Source organism: Bacillus sp. NTK074B (assembly GCF_017303375.1).
In the GTDB taxonomy this organism is placed as follows: domain Bacteria; phylum Bacillota; class Bacilli; order Bacillales; family Bacillaceae_B; genus Rossellomorea.
Map to the genome: position 1 here is coordinate 1 of NZ_JAFKOH010000013.1, position 14,636 is coordinate 14,636.

At 43.1% G+C, this 14,636-nt stretch carries 16 protein-coding genes, 11 tRNA genes and 1 pseudogene; 2 read left to right on the forward strand and 26 right to left on the reverse strand.

What is annotated here, in order from left to right; translation table 11 throughout:
- Nucleotide 1: 1 nt before the first annotated feature.
- The 12 genes and pseudogenes from JI667_RS18385 to JI667_RS18440 all read right to left on the reverse strand — a co-directional run bounded on the left by JI667_RS18385 (nt 2) and on the right by JI667_RS18440 (nt 1,954).
- A tRNA-Gly gene (locus tag JI667_RS18385) sits at nt 2-75 on the reverse strand.
- 14 nt (nt 76-89) lie between these two features.
- Nucleotides 90-166 (reverse strand) — tRNA-Pro (locus JI667_RS18390).
- Between the two features lie 53 nt (nt 167-219).
- Nucleotides 220-296, reverse strand: a tRNA-Arg gene (locus tag JI667_RS18395).
- Nucleotides 297-316: 20 nt separating this feature from the next.
- Nucleotides 317-402, reverse strand: a tRNA-Leu gene (locus tag JI667_RS18400).
- A gap of 73 nt (nt 403-475) precedes the next feature.
- Nucleotides 476-557: transfer RNA gene (locus JI667_RS18405), tRNA-Leu, on the reverse strand.
- 68 nt (nt 558-625) lie between these two features.
- A tRNA-Lys gene (locus tag JI667_RS18410) sits at nt 626-701 on the reverse strand.
- 4 nt (nt 702-705) lie between these two features.
- Nucleotides 706-780: transfer RNA gene (locus JI667_RS18415), tRNA-Gln, on the reverse strand.
- 78 nt (nt 781-858) lie between these two features.
- Nucleotides 859-935: transfer RNA gene (locus JI667_RS18420), tRNA-Asp, on the reverse strand.
- Between the two features lie 156 nt (nt 936-1,091).
- Nucleotides 1,092-1,163: transfer RNA gene (locus JI667_RS18425), tRNA-Glu, on the reverse strand.
- 18 nt (nt 1,164-1,181) lie between these two features.
- Nucleotides 1,182-1,272 (reverse strand) — tRNA-Ser (locus tag JI667_RS18430).
- Between the two features lie 7 nt (nt 1,273-1,279).
- Nucleotides 1,280-1,354: transfer RNA gene (locus JI667_RS18435), tRNA-Asn, on the reverse strand.
- 128 nt (nt 1,355-1,482) lie between these two features.
- Nucleotides 1,483-1,954 (reverse strand): annotated as a pseudogene (locus tag JI667_RS18440) (SprT family protein).
- 141 nt (nt 1,955-2,095) lie between these two features.
- Between JI667_RS18440 and cmpA the strand changes: the two are divergent.
- Nucleotides 2,096-2,212, forward strand: a complete 117-nt coding sequence (gene cmpA / locus JI667_RS18445) for a cortex morphogenetic protein CmpA (RefSeq protein ID WP_206857719.1) — start codon at nt 2,096-2,098, stop codon at nt 2,210-2,212.
- 103 nt (nt 2,213-2,315) lie between these two features.
- Here the strand turns inward: cmpA and JI667_RS18450 are convergent, their stop codons facing one another.
- From JI667_RS18450 to acpS, 14 genes are all read right to left on the reverse strand, one after another.
- On the reverse strand, nt 2,316-4,499 hold the full coding sequence (locus JI667_RS18450; protein WP_206857720.1) for a Tex family protein: 2,184 nt from the start codon (nt 4,497-4,499) through the stop codon (nt 2,316-2,318).
- Nucleotides 4,500-4,749: 250 nt separating this feature from the next.
- Nucleotides 4,750-5,346: a PP2C family serine/threonine-protein phosphatase gene (locus JI667_RS18455; protein ID WP_206857721.1), complete on the reverse strand. Its 597-nt coding sequence runs from the start codon at nt 5,344-5,346 to the stop codon at nt 4,750-4,752.
- Nucleotides 5,346-6,143 (reverse strand): RNA polymerase sigma factor SigB, encoded by a 798-nt coding sequence (gene sigB, locus JI667_RS18460; protein WP_206857724.1) that lies wholly within the window; start codon nt 6,141-6,143, stop codon nt 5,346-5,348. The genes JI667_RS18455 and sigB overlap by 1 nt, the downstream gene beginning before the upstream one ends.
- On the reverse strand, nt 6,121-6,588 hold the full coding sequence (rsbW, locus tag JI667_RS18465; RefSeq protein WP_044340442.1) for an anti-sigma B factor RsbW: 468 nt from the start codon (nt 6,586-6,588) through the stop codon (nt 6,121-6,123). Before rsbW ends, sigB begins: the two co-directional genes overlap by 23 nt.
- Nucleotides 6,588-6,920, reverse strand: coding sequence for an anti-sigma factor antagonist (locus JI667_RS18470; protein WP_206857726.1), 333 nt, complete (start codon nt 6,918-6,920; stop codon nt 6,588-6,590). Before JI667_RS18470 ends, rsbW begins: the two co-directional genes overlap by 1 nt.
- A 77-nt stretch (nt 6,921-6,997) precedes the next feature.
- Nucleotides 6,998-8,008: a PP2C family protein-serine/threonine phosphatase gene (locus JI667_RS18475; RefSeq protein WP_206857729.1), complete on the reverse strand. Its 1,011-nt coding sequence runs from the start codon at nt 8,006-8,008 to the stop codon at nt 6,998-7,000.
- A gap of 10 nt (nt 8,009-8,018) precedes the next feature.
- Nucleotides 8,019-8,420, reverse strand: a complete 402-nt coding sequence (locus tag JI667_RS18480) for an anti-sigma regulatory factor (RefSeq protein ID WP_044340428.1) — start codon at nt 8,418-8,420, stop codon at nt 8,019-8,021.
- A 2-nt stretch (nt 8,421-8,422) separates the two neighbouring features.
- Nucleotides 8,423-8,779: an STAS domain-containing protein gene (locus tag JI667_RS18485; RefSeq protein ID WP_034763058.1), complete on the reverse strand. Its 357-nt coding sequence runs from the start codon at nt 8,777-8,779 to the stop codon at nt 8,423-8,425.
- Entirely contained in the window at nt 8,776-9,606 is an 831-nt protein-coding gene (locus JI667_RS18490) for an RsbT co-antagonist protein RsbRA (RefSeq protein WP_206857731.1), read from the reverse strand. The genes JI667_RS18485 and JI667_RS18490 overlap by 4 nt, the downstream gene beginning before the upstream one ends.
- Before the next feature lie 408 nt (nt 9,607-10,014).
- Nucleotides 10,015-10,365 carry a type II toxin-antitoxin system endoribonuclease NdoA gene (ndoA, locus tag JI667_RS18495; RefSeq protein WP_034763063.1) on the reverse strand — a complete coding sequence of 117 codons (351 nt, stop codon included), beginning with the start codon at nt 10,363-10,365 and terminating at the stop codon, nt 10,015-10,017.
- 4 nt (nt 10,366-10,369) lie between these two features.
- Complete coding sequence (locus JI667_RS18500) at nt 10,370-10,651, reverse strand: CopG family ribbon-helix-helix protein (protein ID WP_032085355.1); 282 nt, start codon at nt 10,649-10,651, stop codon at nt 10,370-10,372.
- Nucleotides 10,652-10,777: 126 nt separating this feature from the next.
- Nucleotides 10,778-11,983, reverse strand: coding sequence for an alanine racemase (gene alr / locus JI667_RS18505; protein WP_206857733.1), 1,206 nt, complete (start codon nt 11,981-11,983; stop codon nt 10,778-10,780).
- Between the two features lie 325 nt (nt 11,984-12,308).
- Nucleotides 12,309-13,322, reverse strand: a complete 1,014-nt coding sequence (locus tag JI667_RS18510) for a LolA family protein (protein WP_206857736.1) — start codon at nt 13,320-13,322, stop codon at nt 12,309-12,311.
- A gap of 198 nt (nt 13,323-13,520) precedes the next feature.
- Nucleotides 13,521-13,871 carry a holo-ACP synthase gene (gene acpS / locus JI667_RS18515; RefSeq protein WP_206857738.1) on the reverse strand — a complete coding sequence of 117 codons (351 nt, stop codon included), beginning with the start codon at nt 13,869-13,871 and terminating at the stop codon, nt 13,521-13,523.
- Between the two features lie 138 nt (nt 13,872-14,009).
- Here acpS and JI667_RS18520 point away from each other — a divergent pair, with 138 nt between their 5' ends.
- Nucleotides 14,010-14,594: a rhomboid family intramembrane serine protease gene (locus JI667_RS18520; protein ID WP_206857740.1), complete on the forward strand. Its 585-nt coding sequence runs from the start codon at nt 14,010-14,012 to the stop codon at nt 14,592-14,594.
- Nucleotides 14,595-14,636: the final 42 nt, after the last annotated feature.

The window sequence follows — 14,636 nt, forward strand, 5'->3', positions numbered from 1 at the left end:
TTGGAGCGGGTGAAGGGAATCGAACCCTCATCATCAGCTTGGAAGGCTGAGGTTTTACCACTAAACTACACCCGCATATAAAATTATGATGGTCGGGAAGACAGGATTCGAACCTGCGACCCCTTGGTCCCAAACCAAGTGCTCTACCAAGCTGAGCTACTTCCCGTCAGAAAAGCATATGTATAACTGTGTGTATGATACTCGCTAGTAGAAATTAGATGGCGCGCCCGAGAGGAGTCGAACCCCTAACCTTTTGATCCGTAGTCAAACGCTCTATCCAATTGAGCTACGGGCGCATGATGTTTTTGTAATCTTTTGGTGCGGCCGAGAGGACTTGAACCTCCACGGGGTCGCCCCCACTAGGCCCTCAACCTAGCGCGTCTGCCATTCCGCCACGACCGCGTTTTAAAGCGACAAACACTATTATATCGAGGATAATCTATATTGTCAACAACTTTTTGAAAAGTTTTAAAAGTGCGGGTGAAGGGACTTGAACCCCCACGCCTTGCGGCGCCAGATCCTAAGTCTGGTGCGTCTGCCAATTCCGCCACACCCGCATGAATCTGTGATATTTTCGCATTGGCGAAAATGATACTGGTTAGATATTTGCTAATGCAAAAATCTATGGTGAGCCATGAAGGATTCGAACCTTCGACCCTCTGATTAAAAGTCAGATGCTCTACCAACTGAGCTAATGGCTCGTAATGGCTGGGCTAGCTGGATTCGAACCAACGCATGTCGCAGTCAAAGTGCGATGCCTTACCGCTTGGCTATAGCCCAATACTTCGTTAAAAAGTGACGAGGTTTATATAATAGCATGTGCACCTCGATGAAGTCAATAACTTTTTTGAAAAAATCTGGCGGTCCGGACGGGACTCGAACCCGCGACCTCCTGCGTGACAGGCAGGCATTCTAACCAGCTGAACTACCGGACCAGAGTTTTTTGCGCCAGCAAAATAACTTTCATTGCCTTGCGCCAGCAAAGTAACTTTCATTGCCTTGCGCTAGCAAAATATTTCACCTTACTTGCGCCAGCAAAATAGATTCCCTTACCTCGCGTTAGCGAAATATTTCATTAAATAAAAAGGAAATGACCCGTACGGGATTCGAACCCGTGTTACCGCCGTGAAAGGGCGGTGTCTTAACCGCTTGACCAACGGGCCGCGTTTTAAAAGTAGTAATGGCGGAGAAGGAGGGATTTGAACCCTCGCGCCAGTTGCCCGACCTACACCCTTAGCAGGGGCGCCTCTTCAGCCACTTGAGTACTTCCCCATAAAGATGGCTCCGCAGGCAAGATTCGAACTTGCGACCGATCGGTTAACAGCCGATAGCTCTACCACTGAGCTACTGCGGAACGTGAAGTATTTTTACGCTTAACTCGTCTTATCGACTCTTTAGATTATAATGACTCATCGATTTCTTGTCAACTACTTTCAGACACTTTTTTCCCGATAAACGGGCTGTAATCGATAGGCTCGTTTTTCATCTTTTTTCAATCACCATTTCCTTCTCCAATCGAAGCTTCCCTCTGCAGCGGCCACAAACATATTTAGTCGTATTAATCTTTCGCTTTCTTTCAAATTCCCATCCGCACTTAGAACAGACATAAAGTAATAATCGATGCCTCGTCTTCACACTGGGCAGCGAGGAACAGTGTCTCGGCCCCCCCACTTTTTTTTAGAAGACTCTTAAATTCCTGATCTCCATGTTTATACCCTTTTCCTTCTATATGCAAATGATAATGACACAGCTCATGTTTTATGATGCCTATCAATTCATCCAGCCCATGCTCATCAAGATATTTGCGATTAATATCGATGTCATGGCTTCTTAACATATATCTTCCGCCTGTTGTTCTTAATCTCGGATTAAAGTACGCCTTATGAAGGAAGGGCTTGTGGAACGACTGCATTGAAATTTTCTCAACCAACTGTTGTAACTCGGCATTCGTCATCTGAAATCCTTCTTTCTTAATTAGAACATGACAACCTATTATAGCATAAACTAGGTATCACCCTTACTGTTTAGACGCGACAATCTACTCTGGGAATTGCCTTTTTCACTAATGCTTTCTTAGAGACAAGGAGGTTCATCCATGCCTAATTGGCTTGTCAATCAATTAAGGAAAGCTTATTTTGAAAAGGATCGTTATCAAATTAAGCTCCTTAATCAGTGCTGGTACTTTTATCGAAAGAAGAACTGTTCTTCATGAATGCGACCAATCCTAAGGTCGTTCAATCCCATATAGAGAAAAAAAGCTGACCCCCTGATAGTTACCTTATCACGCGAGTCAGCTCCCATTTACTATTTACTCCCTACTGAACCATCGTCAGTGAGACTCTCCCTTTGTGGACGTCAACACTATCCACCCAAACCGTTACGACATCTCCAACAGATACCACATCTAATGGATGTTTAACGAATCCATTTTTTAATTTGGATATGTGGACTAGTCCATCCTGTTTCACACCAATATCGATAAACGCTCCAAAATCAACGACATTTCTTACAGTCCCTTGGAGTTCCATCCCTTGAGTAAGGTCCTCTAATTTCAGGACGTCCTTTTTCAGTAATGGCTTAGGAAACTCGTCCCTTGGATCACGACCGGGCCGAACGAGTGAATCAACGATATCCTTCAGTGTCAATTTCCCGATCTCAAGTTCTTCTGAAACTTTGTTTAAATCCAATTGACTAAGCGCCTGCTTTAATTCTTCTGAACCAATGGCCTCAACATTTAATTCCACTTTAGCAAGAAGCTTCTTCACATCATGATAGTTATCCGGGTGGATCGGTGTGCGATCCAGAAGTTCTTTTCCATCCACGATCCGGAGGAATCCGATGCACTGTTCATACGTTTTGGCCCCAAGCCGTGGAATTTTCTTTAATTGGGCCCTCGATTGAAACCTGCCTTCTTCCTCTCTCTTTTTCACGATATTATTTGCCACCGTCTTTGAGAGTCCTGCTACATATTGAAGCAGAGAAGATGACGCCGTATTGACGTTCACCCCTACTTTGTTCACCGCTGTTTCAACGACAAAGGTTAAGGATTCATTCAACTTCTTCTGAGAAACATCATGTTGATACTGGCCGACTCCGACGGATTTAGGATCGATCTTCACCAACTCTGCCAACGGATCCTGCAATCTTCTTGCAATGGAGACAGCACTCCTCTCTTCAACCTGAAGATCAGGGAACTCTTCTCTCGCCACCTCTGACGCGGAATACACACTTGCCCCTGCTTCATTGACAATCAAATAAGAAATGTTTGCATTTAGATCTTTTAATACATCCACCACGAATTGTTCTGTTTCCCTCGAAGCTGTTCCATTTCCGATTGCGATGACTTCAATCGAATGTTTCTTCAAAATGCTTTTTATTAATTCTTCTGCCTGACTTCGTTTTGATTTAGGCGGGTGTGGATAGACCACATTGATATCAAGGGTTTTCCCCGTTTCATCAATGACAGCCAGCTTACAGCCCGTACGGAAGGCAGGATCTACACCCAATACCATTTTCCCCTTCATAGGGGGTTGAAGCAGTAATTTCCTTAAGTTTTCAGAGAAGATATGGATGGCTTGGTCTTCTGCTTTGTCTGTTAATTCATTACGGATTTCCCTTTCCACCGATGGCTGGATAAGCCTCTTATAACTATCCTCCACGGCTTCTTTCACTAAAGGCGCGGAAATGGAATGAATATTTTTGATGACCTGCTTTTCTAAATAGTGTTGAATACCTTCTGCATCAGGCTGGATATTCACTTTGAGGATGTCTTCCTTTTCTCCTCTATTCATTGCCAGCACCCTGTGGGGAACCACTTTATGAATAGGTTCCTGATAGGAATAATACATTTCAAATACTCTTTTTTCGTCGAGCTCTTCCTTTTTTACCTTCGTTTCAATTAATCCTTTTCGGAATGTGTGTTTTCTTATGTAGTCCCTATATGATGCTTCATCTGAAATGTATTCTGCGATGATATCCCGCGCTCCGTTCAATGCTTCTTCGACAGTCTTCACTTCGTTTTCTCCAGAAATATATCGAGTTGCTTCGCCTTCCAGGTTTCCGTTTGAAGGGAAAGTCAGGATCCATTCAGCAAGGGGTTCCAATCCTTTTTCTTTTGCTACGGTCGCTTTGGTACGTCTCTTTTGTTTATAAGGACGATATAAATCTTCCACCATTTGAAGCTTGTCTGCTTTTTTTATGTTTTGAGCTAATTCATCCGTTAACTTACCCTGTTCTTCTATAAGCCGGATGACTTCTTCTTTTCGCTGTTCAAGATTCTGCAGGTAATTCCATTTATCCATGATATTACGGATCTGCACTTCATCGAGTGCACCTGTCTGTTCTTTCCGGTAACGGGCGATGAAAGGAACTGTATTCCCTTCCTCCAGTAAGGAGATGACGTTTTTTACATTTTTTATTGATAGGTTCAATTCTTTGGATACTTGGTTAAGTAAAGGTTCTTGAATAGTTATGGTTGCTGCCAATTGTATTACCTCCATTTAAAGGATTCCTATATATTTTACCATAATTGTCTTTGAGGTTTGAAAAGCTGCTATTGTAAACATTGCAGCTTTTCAAAGAATCAGGTAGTGGCTGATTGAAATGAAAGATGCCCGCTTTCTAAGGGGGCTGGTGGCGAGACTCCTCGGGCTAAGGCTTGGCTTTATCCAAGGCAAACCTTAGCCTGGGTAACTTATTCTAAAAGAGCCTAATGATAAATAATAAATAAAAAAACTTACCCTAAGACTGTTAGAGTAAGTTTCCTATGATATATGTTGTATCATCTGATGTACCGTCGACTAACGACTGAATATCGCCTAATGCTCCGTGAAGCGTTGGATATCTTTGCAGGATATTCTTTACACCGGAGATGTTTAACCCATCCGAGTGAATGAGGAATCTCGAATTAGGATTGTAATGAAAGCGTTGGGTTTTATACTTCTGCGGTCTTCCAGACAAATAACCCGTCACCGGCAGGGGATAGGTCATCTTTCCTTCAGGTGCATACATATAAAAACGGATATTTCCTACACAACTATACACAAACTCTTTGGAGTGGTAATAGGCCTTGATAATCGCTACTGCAGCCCCGCGTTTTCTTTGAAGGGCTTCGTTACACCGCGTCATAAGTGTTTCCACATCTTCGTGGTGATGTTCTTCAACAATTTCCACGACTACATGTGAAGATTCATAGGCAAACTTACCACTTCCCAAACCATCGGCCAGGACACAGATAAAGTACTCGCTTGTAGACGTATAGTAATAACTATCGCCACAAAAGGGGTTCCCATTTTTCGATACTTGTTCTGCATAAAGCTCTATATCATTTTGTTGAAGATAAGCCATTAAAAGTGACTCTCCGAATCATTCATCTCTTCTTGAATGGCTTCCCTTAGCTTTTTAATCGCTCTTCTTTGCAGTCGGGAGACATGCATTTGTGAGATTCCGAGCTTTTCACCGGCTTCCTTTTGGCTTAAATTATCTAGGTAAGTGTGTTGTATAATAGCTTTTTCCCTATCAGTTAGCACATAAAGAACTTTTTCCAGAACAAGCCTCTGGTTTACTTTCTCATAACCCTCATCCTGATCTCCCACAATATCCAGTATCGTTACCGTACTGCCCTCTGAATCAGCCTCAATGGAGTGATCCACAGACAGCGCCTGATAACTTCTGCCCATTTCCATTGCTTCGAGTACCTCTTCTTCACTCACTTCCAGATACTCTGCAATCTCATGGACCTGGGGAGAACGCTCCAATCTGTTCGTCAACTCTTCAACTGTCGATTTGATTTTCGGACCAAGTTCCTTAATTCTACGGGGAACGTGTACACTCCAGGTTTTATCCCTTAAGAATCGTTTGATCTCTCCGATGATCGTCGGTATGGCGAAGGCTTCGAATGATCTGCCGAATGACTCATCATACCTCCTGATTGCACCCAGAAGTCCAATCATCCCCACCTGGATGATATCCTCATGGAAAGACCTGCCCTTGGAGTACTTTCTGGCAATGGACTCAACGAGATTTTGGTAGTGCAGGATAAGTTGACTTTGGGCATCATCATCCTGTGTTTCCTGATAATCTTTGATCCATTTCAGTACTTTTTCTTTTTGAGCTTGCTGGTTAGGTTGAGATAGTTTTTTCATCCCTCTCCACCTGCTCCCCTGATAGGAATTTAGTCATGAAGACTGTCACTCCCTCCTTGTGATGCACTTTAACATCATCCATCAGGCTCTCAATAAGGTAAAGACCTAACCCACCTTCTCTTAAGAACTCCACGGAATGATCGGCATGATAAGGACCAACAGCACTTCGGATTTCTTTGAAATCAAAACTTTCACCGTGATCTGCAACCATCACCTCAAGACGATCCTCATACAGGGCAAACCCGACAACAACTTCACCATCATTGTCCTTGTAGGCATGCTGTACCGCATTGGTGATTGCTTCACTTGTAGCAATTTTCAGATCCTCAATGGCATCATAATCAAACCCCATACGACTAGCAATTCCAGAAAGCGTCAAACGAATAACCCCTACATATTCCGGCTTTGCAGGGATCTTCATTTCGATGTAATCAAAAGCTTGCATCATTCCACTCCACCTTCTACCTTGGAATTAATATTCATAATATCCCCTAAACCTGTAATATCAAACAGTCTTCGTAAACGTTCAGACAATCCTACAAGATGGAGCTGTCCGCCCCGTGCTTTAACCGTTTTAAACAGGCCGACGAAAACCCCAAGGCCCGTACTATCCATATATGATACTTCGGAAAGGTCGACTGTAATATCTTTATTATCGGCTTCAGCTGATGGTTGAAGCGTTTCTTTAAGTTTTGGAGCAGTATATGCATCAATTTCTCCGGCCACTTTTACAAGCAGCTCGTTTTCTTTTTCTTTCATATCTATTGATAAGTTCATAAAAAGACCACCTTTTTTTGGCAACATTATAATAAGTCTTTATATATTTACCCTGTTTCAATTAAGGATAAACTTCTTTATGAATTTCTTTTTATGATGATCAACGTGAAATCATCCCTGAGTTCAAAGTGCTGAAGCTTCTCAAGTTGTTTATACACCTTATTTACAATCTCCTGCGTAGGCAGATGAGTATATCGGCTAATTAATTGGACCAGGTCCTCCCTCTCGATGAATCCTTCTTCTGTTCGGCATTCCGTTACGCCATCGGAAAGGAGGATGATCATATCTCCAACTTCTACCCGTCGTTCGTACTGCCTGTACTTCGCTTTTTTATCGACTCCCAATAGAAGCCCTTTTGCATCAAGATCTTCATATTCATCGGTTGACGCTCTATAAAAAAAGCCAGGTTCATGCCCAGCTGATGAATATGAAAACAGATGTTTCTCAGTATTATACACCCCGTAGAACATAGTGATGAACATACTTGCATCCACGTTCTGCTCCACGACTCTATTCAAGCTTTCCAACACGGCATTCGGTTCATGGCGATACTCGGGCAGGCTGTCCATCGCGTATTTAATCATGGACATGCAGAGCGCAGCCGGTATGCCCTTTCCAATTACATCTGCAATAGCCACACTGACATGATCATTCTCGTCCTGGACAAAGTGGTAATAATCACCATTCATCTTCTTGGCAGGGACGCTCACAGCTCCAATATCCAGCCCTTCCACTGCAGGGATGACTGTACCAAGCAGGGTCTGCTGCATATTGGATGCTACATCTATTTCATTATTTAATTCCTGTTGTTTCGTTCTCAGGCTTTGGTGCTCACGGTAAGCAAAACCATATCCAATCATTACTTCGAGCAGTATATCGAATGAGTGCAGTACCTGATGCGGTATATCCGGTTCCATTTCCAGTATGACATTCTTATGAAGACTGATAATTTCTTCGGGTGATACGTGATGTTCAATTGATTTACGACTGAATTTCTGCCCCAGGTAAAGGGCTCTTTCATCTTGATCATTTAAATAATGCTCTATAATCTCTCTATATTTTGAATCCATTAATTCTCTGAAATTCATCTAACTCCCCCTAGCGGAGCCACTTAGTTGCCCGTATATCTGTCCCTTCACCGGGTACAGATTCTACGTTAAATTCGTCCATTAAACGCTTGACCCCAGGCAAACCTGCTCCTAATCCGCCTGATGTTGAATATCCATCTTCCATGACCTTCCTGATATCAGCAATACCAGGCCCTTCATCTAAAGCTATGATGCGTACCCCCTTTTTTCCGGAGTCGAATAATTTTTCAATGCAAATTTGACCATAGCCGGCATATAAATAGATATTCCTTGCTAATTCGCTGATAGCCGTAGTAATACGAGCTTGGTCAACGGTGCCGAATCCGAGCTCTTTCGCTACATTCCTCCCTAACTGGCGGGCAGCAACGATGTCCCATTCATTCGTGATTTTCACGCAGGATTGGCTATCCATACCTAGTCCCCCAGTTCCAATTGTAATTTCTCCAGACCTTTTTCCAGGTCGAGAGCGGTTAGGACGTCCTCTAACCTGATTCCAAGCTCGATCAACGTAATGGCTACAGCAGGCTGAATGCCTGTGATGACCACTTTAGCCCCCATCAATCTCGACATGTTGATGACATCTCCAAGAACTTTGGCGATAAAGGAATCTATAAAATCGATGGAGGTAATATCTATCACGACTCCCCTTGCACTCGTCTCGTGAATCTTCTGTAGAAGATCCTCTTGAAATTGAAGGGCTGTTTGATCATCCAGCTCCCACTGAATGGAAATTAACAAACAATCATGCAGCTTTAAAATTGGTATTCTCACTCTAATCCCTCCGCCGAAACAATTTTTCGATTTGTCATTTCAAGAGCCTTTTCTATTCCTTTTCTTAACGTACTATTCGTACTGAACTGATTAAGATCAATTCCTAAGTTGACGATCGTCTGGGCAATCTCCGGTCTGATTCCCACAAGCATACACTTCGCACCGACTAAGCGCACAGCCTCTGCCGCCTGAATGATATGATGGGCAACCATCGTATCTACCACCGGGACACCTGTGATATCAATCAGGACAACTTCCGCCCTATGCTTCACTACACCGTTTAACAGGTTTTCCATGATTAGGCGCGCCCTTTCGGTATCAATCGTCCCAACAAGAGGCATGATGGAAATTTTTTCGAAAACCGGTATGAGCGGCGCCGATAATTCCTGTAATGCGATCTTCTGAAGAGAAACCGTTCTTTCCCAAGATTCTGTATAGGCCTTTACTACCTTGTTGTACATCGGTGTCAGCCACTTATCGAATTTTTCAACCTGAGCAGCATAGTTCTCTTCTGAGATCAGTTGTTCATACTTCATGCCCTCGAATACCACTTTACCAAAGGTACCCAAAGCCGTTGTCACAAACGTCAGAGGCCAACCCAATCTGACAACCTTCTCAGCGAAATCTTCCAAGCGGCTGTCAAATTCTTTCGAATCTCTCAGATTGGAAGCAATCATTTCAACAAACTCATGGCTTGTCTTGGTGAAAACCTGATCAGAAACGACTTGAAGAAATTTCTCATCCGCTTCATTTCTCATTCGTTCCATCCAAATACTAGTGATCTCTGATTTATTATTTTGAACATAATCCGTGACTTCACTAAACATTTAGTTCTCCCCATTCTATCATATGAAATTTAACCTCAGTATTTATGCCGGGTGATGTAATCCAAATTTAAAGTAGTTTACATCCGTGGACGAAAAATGACGTAATTAAGTTAATAGTAACAAATAAACATGGAAAAGAAAAAACCTATGCCTTTTTGGGTATTTCACTGTCTTTTCCCATTATAAATTGTTTACCTTGTTTTGTCATAAAATTGTCTATATTTCCTGTAACCATATTCTTCTTACTTCCTGAATCGGGACGAGAAATGGGTCAGAACATAAAAAAAGGCAAAACAAAAAGGCTCAATGATCAAGATGGTGTTGATCAGCAAGCCTTCTGGTTTGCAGTAATACTGTCCCTATTGTACATGTAGGCATGATTACACACAAGATCGAAAAGAATCCTGGTTAAAACTGGATCAGACCTACACTGATCTGCAGGGCGTCGTCCACTTTTTCCATCATCTCATCGTCCAAGTGGGTTATCTTATCGGTAAGACGTTGTTTATCAATCGTTCGAATCTGTTCAAGCAAAATAACGGAATCACGTTCAAAGCCATAACGTTTTGCATCAATTTCAACATGAGTAGGCAGTTTTGCTTTTTGAATTTGTGCGGTAATGGCAGCTACAATAATGGTGGGACTGAACCTGTTCCCTATATCGTTTTGAATTACAAGTACCGGCCGAACTCCGCCTTGTTCTGATCCTACAACAGGAGAAAGGTCTGCAAAGTATACGTCACCACGCTTTACAATCAAAGGATTAACCTCCGCTTACTAAGCGTTCGACTGTATGTTCTGCCTCATATTCTGCTTGGATCGCTTCTGAAGCGATTGCAAGATTAATCTTCGCCATTTCCATATAGCCGCGTCTCATAGATTCACGTAATTGTCTTTTCTTGCGCTCTCTTAAATACATTTTGGTTGCACGATAAATAAACTCATTGCGATTCACATTTTCTTGATCTGCAAAGCCGTCTAATTCTGTAACGAGCTGTTGCGGTAGACGAATTAAGATTTCTGTTGTTGCGCTGGATTCAGACACAAACTACACCTCCACCAATCACTACATACCGTTTCTGTTCATTAACATATTTATCATACCATCAATTATAGGGAATGAAAAGTTAATTTATCAATCTCTTCTATTATCCGCCATTTAAATTATGAATTATTCATCGGGTGGGCCGTTATTTTCCTGTTGACTGCTTACCCCTGGCTTTAAGAGTTTATTCGATACTTCCGTTGCTTCACCATTTCGAATATAGATGCGAGGGACTCTGGTGGAAATGATGCAGGGTATCTCATAATTAATGGTATCAAGCTTTCCCGCGATTTCATCCATTGTTATGGAGTCATTCCCCTGGCTGCCGATTAACGTGATCCGTGTACCGATTTCCTCGAATTCAGACAGGCGGATCATGCATTGATCCATACAAACCCTTCCAACAATTGGAACTCTCTCTCCGCGAACCAAAACGTCCTGTCCTTGTAATTTCCGGAGCCATCCATCAGCATACCCGATGGGAATCGTCCCGATCCATTCCTTATTGTCCGTCTGATATGTTGCTCCGTAGCTGACTTTCTCCAAAGCTCCGAGCTCTTTAATATGAATGAGTCTCGAATGAAGGGAGAAGACCTCCTTTAAGGGAAATGGAAGCTCCGGCTTCATCTCAATAGAAGGGGTGAGTCCGTACATGGCAATTCCCACCCGTACAGCGTTGAAAAGGGTGTTCGTCTTCCGCAGTGTAGCTGCACTGTTGGAAGAATGAATATAAGGTGGAAGAGATTCCAATTGTTCAAGCATGTGTTCGAATCGTTCCAATTGCTCCTCTAGATAGTCATCATTCAGTTCATCTGCTGTGGCAAAATGGGTGAAGATCCCTTCAAGCTCAAATCGGGAATGGGCTTGGATATACGTCTCGATTCCCTTCAACTCTTCTATTGTCCGGACCCCTATCCGGCCCATACCGGTATCACACTTGATATGAAGGTTTAAACGCTCCCCTTCAGACAATTGCTTTTCAGCTTGGATTAGCCATTCCTTCTGAAAAACGGTTAATGAAATGTCCATATGCGCGGCAATCTGCACGTCTTTTGGCCGAGTAGCACCCAATACCAGGATCGGAGCGGTGATGCCTTCCCTTCTTAGGGAGATTGCTTCATCCAGGAATGCAACAGCCAGGCCGTGCGCCCCCGCGGCAAGTGCCGTCAGAGAAGTTTGTACATCCCCATGCCCATAAGCATTGGCCTTCACAACGGCGAATACATTCACATCATCAGGGATATGCCCTTTAATATTCTTTACATTTTCATATAAATGATCTAAATTAATTTCAGCCCATGTATCTCGAAAGAATTGCGTCTGGGTTTCCACTCTCTTCACTTCCTCATATCTTTACACAAAACAGTGTCATTCTATTCAAGAATACCATGGATTATTCATATTATCATGGATTGTGGTAAGAAGTTTTTCGGGGAAAGGGGATCCAGCATAGAGGCTTCAGGGGAGTATAGGTTTAAGAAAGGACTATGTTCACTCCGAATAGCTTGCATCTTGAAGTCTGTAACTATATATTATCGTATTTCTGAATATAATATCGACTTACAACTTATTTGATTCACTTACGCTGTTTGCTCTTGATTCCTTCCATTGAAAATGAGAAGGGACGGGCTCAAAGAGCCCGCCCCGATCATAGAGTTTATTTCACCATTGAACCTTGTACAGACTGCGCAACCATCACCATTTCCGATGGGGTCAGATCATTTGAAGCAAGCATATAATCTACGCCGTTATTGGTCCATCTGATGGATTGGTCCGTCATGGCCGCTACGGTAAATCCAAGGTCCACTACCTCCCCTTTCAATGAAGTCGATACGGTCATCGTCGGAATGACAGTGGTCTTCTCCTGGACGATCGTAAACGATTTTTCACCATCATAAGTTAGGATCACACGTTTCCCTGTATCCGTTGACACTTCTTTCTCTTCAACCAATTCAGTCCCTGTGATTTCTGACATCGGGTAAAGAACGGTGAACTCCGTATCTTCCACAGCTGCTGTAACAGGAACCTCAAGTTGTGCACCAGTCATGTTCTTCTTCATGTCGAAATCTTTCTTTTCAAATGCCGCTTTCATATCCATTTTGGAGAATTCCACTTTCACAAGTGGGTTTTGGTCTGAATCCATGACGCTTACAGATGCAGGTGTCAAGTCTTTCTTGTTAAAGGCAATTTCCTGTGTAGGAAGCATCTGACTGTTCTGGTAACGTGTTTTTGTCGTAAAGACATAATGATTTTTCGTTTCCTTGAAGGTGGCTTCCTTGTCTTCTAACACATCTTTAACAAGGGATTCGTACAAGTATGCCTGACTGCTGTTTTCAGGCCAGTTGCTTTGGAATCGGAAACTCTTGTTCAAAGCCGGCGTCAGAACGAACACTCCATCGTCATTTCTCAGGATCATCTGGCTTTGATCTTTCGTAGCGTTCTTTAAGGCTACACGGTAATAATTAGGGTCATTATGCCATACTTCTACATCATAGGTCTGGGGTTCATCCCCCACTTGAAGAGTCATCTTGGCATCCGCCTTATACCCCTTCATATCCTCTACTTTTGCCTTAAGGTCCTTGGTTACATCTTCTTTCGATTGTTCTCCACAAGCGGCGAGCGCAAGCACCGCTAGCATGGCGATCACTAGTATCACTAGCTTTTTCTTCATTTTTTCAACCCCTTTTGTCCCAGGATATACGTAATTGAGAGAGGGGAAGGCCAGTCGTCAAAGAATGGACGATCCTTGAAAGAATGCCCGGTTCCATTCGCCAACGAACCGCGATTGTGAGACACCTGACCTTGTCTCTCCTATTGCACTACTGAATATATGAGACAACCCGGGGGATTATGCTGACAAGCTTAAAATTTATTGCTCTATCACAACCTGAGCAGCCGCAAACTCCCTGCTATGAGTAATGGAAAGATGCGCATTCGTTCCCTCCGGCTTTGAAAAATACGGCTTCCCGCTTCCGTCATTACGGATTTCTATATCCTGAAATGAAATCGCCGCTCCGATTCCGGTTCCATTCGCTTTGGCGTAGGCCTCTTTCGCTGCAAAGCGTCCTGCCATGTATTCTATTTTTCTTCGTTCATTCAATGAGTGGAATGAGTCCTCTTCTCTCTCAGTCAATATCCTTTTCACGAACCTTGGTTGACGATCCAGCATTTCCCGGATGCGCCCGATTTCCACTATGTCCATCCCTATTCCTTTAATCATCTGTGACTCCCCTTCTACTTTTGTCCTATACTGCATATTTTGAATAATGAACTCTACTCGTGATTTCTGCCGTTTTCTTATACTATAGTACTAACTAAGTTATTTATCATGCCATGATCTTGTCTAGGAGGATACACTATGTTTGTACGAACGGAAAGCTTTTCTCAATTCTTACGGTTCTATCCTATTATTTCCCTGATTGTATTGATTCATATCGCCCTTTACACAGTCAGCGCCCTCCCCATTTTCCCTCAATTGTGGGTATATGAACAACTGGCAGGAGTGAATTTGTTTATAAAAGAAGGAGAATGGTGGCGATTGATTACCCCCATTTTCGTTCATATGGGCTTTGCCCATCTGTTATTCAACTCCTTCTCCCTTGTACTGTTCGGTCCTCCCTTGGAAAAGCATCTTGGAAAGGCGAAGTTCCTTGCCCTCTATGTAGGGAGCGGGGCGTTTGCCAATATCATCACGTTCCTGGTGAAGCCACTCACCTACAGTCATGTCGGGGCATCCGGAGCGATATTCGGTTTGTTCGGTTATTATATCGCCATGATTGTTCTGAAGAATCATTTCATAACGAGGGAAAGCCGGCAGATCATCCTGCCCATCGTGATCATCGGGGTCGTCATGACTTTTATGCAATCGGGAATTAACATTACCGCCCACATCTTCGGATTGATTGCAGGATTCCTTATCGGATGGATCTCAGGAAGGAAGTAACGAATATGTAAGAAGCGGCCCGCATAAGCTGGCCGCTTCTTC

Coding starts and splice junctions, on each gene's coding strand:
- cmpA (WP_206857719.1), top strand. CDS start 2,096: ATGCCTAATTGGCTTGTCAATCAATTAAGGAAAGCTTATTTTGAAAAG.
- JI667_RS18450 (WP_206857720.1), bottom strand. CDS start 4,499: ATGGAGGTAATACAATTGGCAGCAACCATAACTATTCAAGAACCTTTA.
- JI667_RS18455 (WP_206857721.1), bottom strand. CDS start 5,346: ATGGCTTATCTTCAACAAAATGATATAGAGCTTTATGCAGAACAAGTA.
- sigB (WP_206857724.1), bottom strand. CDS start 6,143: ATGAAAAAACTATCTCAACCTAACCAGCAAGCTCAAAAAGAAAAAGTA.
- rsbW (WP_044340442.1), bottom strand. CDS start 6,588: ATGCAAGCTTTTGATTACATCGAAATGAAGATCCCTGCAAAGCCGGAA.
- JI667_RS18470 (WP_206857726.1), bottom strand. CDS start 6,920: ATGAACTTATCAATAGATATGAAAGAAAAAGAAAACGAGCTGCTTGTA.
- JI667_RS18475 (WP_206857729.1), bottom strand. CDS start 8,008: ATGAATTTCAGAGAATTAATGGATTCAAAATATAGAGAGATTATAGAG.
- JI667_RS18480 (WP_044340428.1), bottom strand. CDS start 8,420: ATGGATAGCCAATCCTGCGTGAAAATCACGAATGAATGGGACATCGTT.
- JI667_RS18490 (WP_206857731.1), bottom strand. CDS start 9,606: ATGTTTAGTGAAGTCACGGATTATGTTCAAAATAATAAATCAGAGATC.
- JI667_RS18510 (WP_206857736.1), bottom strand. CDS start 13,322: ATGAAGAAAAAGCTAGTGATACTAGTGATCGCCATGCTAGCGGTGCTT.
- acpS (WP_206857738.1), bottom strand. CDS start 13,871: ATGATTAAAGGAATAGGGATGGACATAGTGGAAATCGGGCGCATCCGG.
- JI667_RS18520 (WP_206857740.1), top strand. CDS start 14,010: ATGTTTGTACGAACGGAAAGCTTTTCTCAATTCTTACGGTTCTATCCT.